The 5787-nt window shown below is 49.6% G+C and carries 8 protein-coding genes; 5 read left to right on the top strand and 3 right to left on the bottom strand.

Annotation, left to right across the window (positions count from 1 at the left end; genetic code table 11):
• The 3 genes from B5F53_RS19180 to B5F53_RS19170 form a co-directional block, all read right to left on the bottom strand.
• Positions 1 to 1292, bottom strand: a 1292-nt coding sequence (locus B5F53_RS19180; RefSeq protein WP_087227057.1) for a relaxase/mobilization nuclease domain-containing protein, incomplete at its 3' end; no start/stop codon positions are given.
• Positions 1253 to 1582, bottom strand: a complete 330-nt coding sequence (locus B5F53_RS19175; protein ID WP_087227055.1) for a plasmid mobilization protein — start codon at positions 1580 to 1582, stop codon at positions 1253 to 1255. The genes B5F53_RS19180 and B5F53_RS19175, both read right to left, overlap by 40 nt.
• Positions 1583 to 1833: 251 nt before the next feature.
• The gene (locus B5F53_RS19170; RefSeq protein WP_087227053.1) at positions 1834 to 2202 is read right to left on the bottom strand and encodes a helix-turn-helix domain-containing protein; all 369 of its coding nucleotides are present in this window, start codon (positions 2200 to 2202) and stop codon (positions 1834 to 1836) included.
• Positions 2203 to 2418: 216 nt separating this feature from the next.
• On the opposite strand from B5F53_RS19170, the gene B5F53_RS19165 reads away from it, so the two are divergent.
• The 5 genes from B5F53_RS19165 to B5F53_RS19145 all read left to right on the top strand — a co-directional run bounded on the left by B5F53_RS19165 (position 2419) and on the right by B5F53_RS19145 (position 5652).
• Positions 2419 to 3057 carry a TetR/AcrR family transcriptional regulator gene (locus B5F53_RS19165; protein ID WP_087227051.1) on the top strand — a complete coding sequence of 213 codons (639 nt, stop codon included), beginning with the start codon at positions 2419 to 2421 and terminating at the stop codon, positions 3055 to 3057.
• Positions 3050 to 4225: a macrolide family glycosyltransferase gene (locus B5F53_RS19160; protein WP_204246972.1), complete on the top strand. Its 1176-nt coding sequence runs from the start codon at positions 3050 to 3052 to the stop codon at positions 4223 to 4225. Before B5F53_RS19165 ends, B5F53_RS19160 begins: the two co-directional genes overlap by 8 nt.
• Positions 4222 to 4410, top strand: a complete 189-nt coding sequence (locus B5F53_RS19155) for a cysteine-rich KTR domain-containing protein (protein ID WP_087227049.1) — start codon at positions 4222 to 4224, stop codon at positions 4408 to 4410. The genes B5F53_RS19160 and B5F53_RS19155 overlap by 4 nt, the downstream gene beginning before the upstream one ends.
• A gap of 561 nt (positions 4411 to 4971) precedes the next feature.
• Complete coding sequence (locus B5F53_RS19150) at positions 4972 to 5406, top strand: RNA polymerase sigma factor (RefSeq protein WP_087227047.1); 435 nt, start codon at positions 4972 to 4974, stop codon at positions 5404 to 5406.
• Between the two features lie 6 nt (positions 5407 to 5412).
• A complete protein-coding gene (locus B5F53_RS19145) occupies positions 5413 to 5652 on the top strand; it encodes a helix-turn-helix domain-containing protein (RefSeq protein WP_087227045.1) in 240 nt (79 codons plus the stop codon).
• Positions 5653 to 5787: the final 135 nt, after the last annotated feature.

Raw genomic sequence — 5787 nt, 5'->3', positions numbered from 1 at the left:
ATACTGTCCACGTTCTGCTTGATGATACCGTATTCTGTCAATTCTGCTTTCACTTCGCTGTACCTTTCGTACAGCCGCCTTTTTTCCTCGTCCAGCTTCCTATACTCGGCTTTCAGCGCGGCCAGGTTGGGGAGTTTCGTCACCCCGGCGTCCTTTAGGGCCTTTGCCGCTGCCTCGCATAAGAGAAGCTGGCTTTCATGCTCCCGCCGGAACGCGGCCTTGTCTTTGGCCTTTCGCAGTTCCAGCGCCAGGGGCCGCAGCTTCTTGTAGGTGGAAATGTCCTTTATCAGCACCGCCATATCCGCAAGGCGGCGTTCCACGGTTTTGAGCGCGGCGGCGGCCTCGTCATTGGCCGCGCTGATCTCGGCAATCCGGCCCTCCAAATCGGCGTAGCTGTCAATCTGGTGTTCGGTGATGAAGTTCAGGGCTTTGGCGGCCTGCTTCAAGTTGTGCAGCTTCGCCCACCGCGCATAGCCCGCGCTCTGCTGGGCCTTGATGTTGTTCTCCAAATCAATCCGCAGGGTAATTCCCTTTGCCTGTTTCCGCTTCGGCCCCCTGTCCACGGCCAGCCCTTTAATGCGCCGGGTAATGGCTTCCTCCGTGTAATCTTCCCCCAGCGTCTTGCAGCGGGTGAACCGCTCCTGGCCGGGGGCGCGGAATGAAATCAGCTTGCCCCTTTTGATCTCATAGCCCTGGGCCTCCATGAGCCGCAGGAAGTCGTCAAAGTCTTTGGCCTGGGGGATGGCCGCGTCAATGGCGGTTTTCAGTTTCGCTTTCCAGCTCTTGCCCTTGCGCTGGGCGTCCCATTCAGCGTAGGATTTTCCCTTGTCCCGGCCCGGCTTCACCACGGACAGGCCGTTTTCCCTGCACAGCCGGTCACTGGTTCGCCGGATATAGGCGTAGCTCTGCTTATTGGAAATGTACTTGCGCTGGTTCACCATGTCCACCGCGCAGAAAATGATGTGATTATGCAGGTGGCCCTTGTCTATGTGGGTGGTTAGCACATAGGCGTATTTCCCTTGCAGCACTTCGTCGGCAAGCTGCCGCCCGATCTCATGGGCCTGCTCCGGCGTGGTTTCCCCCGGCTCAAAGGCTTGTATCAGGTGGTGGGCCAGATTGTTGCCTTTCTGAAACGCCTGGTCTAACAGCATTTGAAATTCAATGTCCGCCGTTTCGTAGGAACAGCCGTAGGAGGACACAAACAGTTTTCCATCGGTCTTGTCCGGGTTCTCGATATAGTCCAGGGCCTTTTTCAGCGTTGACTTGATAGGATGTATCTTTGTAACTGCCATATTTGTGCCAGCGCCCCCTTGATGTCCTCAACGTCCTGGGCGTACACAGTCCCGGTACTGTTGATACGCCTTGCGATCTGGTTGACGTTGACGCCGATCTTCTGAAGCTCCGCCGTCTGCGCCCGGATGTCGCTGGTGTCCATGTGGATGATGTAGCCGTCTATCAGCATTTTCCGGGCGTAGGCGGAAAAGTTCTTTGTGCCGAGCTGGGCCATCTTCTCTTGAATGAGCGCCCGTTCCTCTGGCGTCACGGGGACGCGCAGCACAAACTTCCGTTTTCGGTTTGCCATTTCCTCACCGTCCTTTCTTTCAGGGGTTTGGGGGCTTCCCCAACAAGCAACCGGCTCCGGCCCGCAGGGGAGGAACGGGGCCGGTGTTCGGGAGTGTGGCTACACTCCCTATGCTTGCTGTCTTTGTTCTTCTTCCCCTAAAAAACGTTCTGACCCCAAGGAAATACCCGCAAAATTCCGGTTTTTCCAAAAACCGAACAAAAAAAGAGAGGGCGCAACTTGCGTCCTCCCAAAAACAAAACAGAGGGTTGTCATGCACCCTCCGTTTCGTCATTCTTCTGTTGAATTTGAATGGCCCCGTCAATCGCGCCCTCAATGACCGGCAGAAATTCTTCTGGGCAGAGTTTCAGCTTGTGGCTGACCCGCTGCCGCTGTGCGCTTTCCTCCCGCATGATCTCCGGGTTAAAATACCGTTCCACGGGAAGCCCGCAGATTTTGATAAGCTGTATGATAACCGGCAGGCTGGGAATCGTGCCGTCATTTTCGATGTTGGCAAGATAGCGCCAGTCGATATTGACCTGTTCCGCCAGCGTCTTACGCGATAACTGCTTAACTTTCCGCGCCGCTTTTACATCCGCGCCGAAAGTTTCAAAGCCGGGACAATCTTTGATATTTGCCATATAGCACCACCCATCTACATTGTATATTTCATACTCTGCCCGTGGAATGTTGCTATATGCGTGTTGGTTACATTTTATTATTCCTATTCTGGTTTGGGTTGAGTTCTTTCAGATAGATAAATCAGATAAGCCCATTGGTTGCGAAATTGACAGCGAAGCAAAAATATGCTATCATTAAACAAAACCGACTGGCGGTTTATTTTATGGAGGTGAAAGATGAAACAGGAAGAAAAATCCCTGCTTTCTAAAAGCAAAATCATTGACGCAGCAATGAAGCTGTTTTTGGAAAAAGGATATGAAAACACTACTATGCAGGACATCGTACAGGCCAGTGGAATGTCAAAAGGAGCGATTTACCATTACTTTAAGAGTAAACAGGAAATTGTCGCTTACCTATCCAATTACGAAAAGGAGCTTTTTACAAGCCGACTTAAGGATTTGGTAGCGAATACAGGTATGACGGCACAACAAAAAATCGGGCAGATTATTACCTACCTCTTTTCCAATGACACACTCTCTACACTCACAAAAGAAAAGTGGGCCGAAAAAGTTCCTTTTGCGCTGTTAGACACTCTACGAAATTCCTTGAATGTTCTTTCCGGCTACTTAGAAGATATTTTGCGGCAAGGTACGGTAAACAAGGAATTTGATTGTAAATATCCCAAGGAGCTTGCCGGTGTGCTAATGCTTCTGGTTGACATTTGGCTTGACCCGATTATTGTTGAAAGTGACTATCAGGAAATGTGCGAAAAAGTTGACTTTATCGCATTGCTTGCCGTGAAATTTGATACGCCGGTTTTCAATTCGGAATTGATTGCACAGGTAAAGGAGGGCCTACGGCGATATTATGAGTGATTTTAGAAAGTGGAATATCTTAATGGTGAACCTGCCTTTCTCCGGCCATACAAACCCTACGTTGGGGCTGGCAAAGGTGTTCGTAGAGTTAGGACATCATGTGTCTTATATCAATGCACCTGACTGGAAAGAAAAAATTGAAAGAACCGGCGCTACATTCATTTCATACGATGATTACCCGGACACACTTTCTCCATCCCAAAAGGAAATTAAAAGCTGGTCTGCTGCTTATCAAACAGTCCAGAGAATAGGCGCAAATTTTGATTGCTTGATTTATGAAATGCTGTTTCTTCCGGGAAAGGCTTTGGCCGAACAGTTAGGCGTCCCGACTTTTCGCCTATTCTCAACCTTTACGCTGAATGAAAAAGTGTTGTACGATTTTGGAAGAACCGGCGGCTGGTATATGACCGCAATCTTTCGTTACCCAAGACTTTGCAGACTGTTTTCCAAAGTAATCAAAAAGAAATTTGGCTTGCGGTATGGGGACATTGTAAAAGAAATGGTCTATAATGCGCCCAATCTGAATTTCACCTATACGATTAGGGATTTTCAGATATATCCTGACGAGTTTTCCGATACGCATTATAAATATGTTGGCCCGGCAATCAGTGATCGAGTGGAACAGGAATTTGATTTTTCTGAAATGACAAAACCCATTATTTATATTTCTCTCGGAACCCTGTTGAACACTTCCGCAGCGTTCTTTCGGAAGTGTATTGACGCTTTTCGTGATGAACCTGTTTCTGTAATAATTTCCATCGGAAAAACAGTTAAGAAAGAACAGCTCGGAGAAATACCAGATAATATTTTTATCTATCCTTTTGTACCACAGCTAAAAGTACTGAAAAGGGCTTCTCTCTTTATCACTCATGGAGGGATGAACAGTGTAAATGAAGCCTTGTATTACGGAACACCAATGTTGGTTATTCCTGTCGGCAACGATCAGCCGCGAGTAGCGCAACAGATTGAGGATTTACATTTGGGGAAATATCTCAAAAGGAAAACGCTAACCCCGACCATACTCAAAGACAACGCAAAAGAAATTTTGCAAGATATGTCCTATAAAGAAAGTATTATGCCTTTTCAAAAAAAGTCGCAGGCGGCAGGCGGGAATGCTGCAATCGCGGAGATGATTTTAACGGAGCTAAGTCACATAGCGGAAGTATGAAGCATGAACAATGGATTTTATGCCCTGTCTGTGGCTGCAAAACCCGGCTGAAAATACGGGAAGATACGGTTCTTGAAAATTTCCCGCTGTACTGTCCGAAATGCAAGCATGAAACACTGATTGCAGTCCGTCAACTAAATATAACCGTTATCAAAGAGCCAGACGCACAGACGCAGAGCCGATAACCCACAAGGTTGTTCTTCTTGTGGTTATCGGCTTCTTTTTATCTCCATACACGATAACAGCCTGCCCCGTCCGACGGGGAAAGAAAAAAACCGTTGCCGGGCAGGTTGCTTTCGTGCGTCAATTTTACATCATCCCCCAGCGGCGGTTTTGACAAAATCAAGGCCGCCGTTCTTTTGTCCTCCACACAGAATGACGACGCCCTGACGCTGGCGAGATCGGCGGCTTTAGGAGGGAGCCGCCATGAAGCAGGGAGCGTTTCGACAAAATAAGACGGGGTTTGCACCGCCAAAAAAAGCCTGTCCCCGGCGACGGGGACAAGCGGCCACGAGTATGTACTATACCATGTAAATCAACTTCATAGCATTTCTATTTTCGCCCGGTTGGTCTGTGACCTGCCGGGCGAATTTTGTTGTTTCCTGCGGCCCGCGCCACCGCCCCCGAACTTCTCCAAAAAAATTTCAAAAAATTGGCGTTTAGCGGGTAGCTGGCAGCCTTTCAAAAGTAACTTTGGCGGAAAGGGAGAGAACCACCTAAATCCCCCACAGAAAGGGGGTGAGAAGATGGAAACTATCCCCCGCGATGAGTTTTTCTTGCGGAACCGCTATGACGCTTTTTGTAAAGCGGTACTCCGCAACGAGGCCAAAGACTATCTGCGTGAATTGGGACGGCAGCGCGACCGTGAAAAGCCGCTGGACGCCTTGACACAGCAGGAAATGGACAAGCTCTCCACGGTAGATCGTTACCCCAGCGACAGCTATGTTTTTTCGTCGCATGGATATGATCTGCTGATTGACAACGAGCTTGTGGCCGAGGCTTTCGCCAGTCTGCCGGAGCAGGAGCAAAGCATTTTGATTTTGCATTGTGTCCTGGAACTGGCTGACGGCGAGATCGGCGGCCTCATGGGAATGTCCCGCAGCGCCGTCCAGCGCCACAGGACAAGCACCCTGAAACAGTTGCGCGTGAAATTGATGGCGTTAATGCCGGGAGGGAGGTAAACGCGGATGAAGCAACCCACATTCAACGGCAAGGAGCTTCTTCCCCTTTCGGTGATGGAAGCCGCCCATGCTGGGGACGCAGCGGCTATGGAACAAGTGCTGGCGTACTATGAGGGCTACATAAACAAGCTCTGCACCCGCACCTTGTATGATGGCAACGGTTTCCCCTATGTCTGCGTGGACGAGTACATGAAGCGCCGTCTGGAAATCAAGCTCATTCATTCCATCGTCGTTGCCTTGAAGTAACGACCCGGCCCCCGGAAATGGAGATGTCTTTATTTCTTCCTTTCCGCATTTCCGCTAGCCCGGAGGCCCCAGGCTGAACCTTGACAAATATGCCCGCACCGGCGGCGCATTATAGGGCAAAACGGACACATTCTG

Source organism: Blautia sp. An249, from assembly GCF_002159835.1.
Classification (GTDB): Bacteria; Bacillota; Clostridia; order Lachnospirales; family Lachnospiraceae; genus Blautia_A; species Blautia_A avistercoris.
This window is presented reverse-complemented; position numbering and strand designations above follow the sequence as displayed.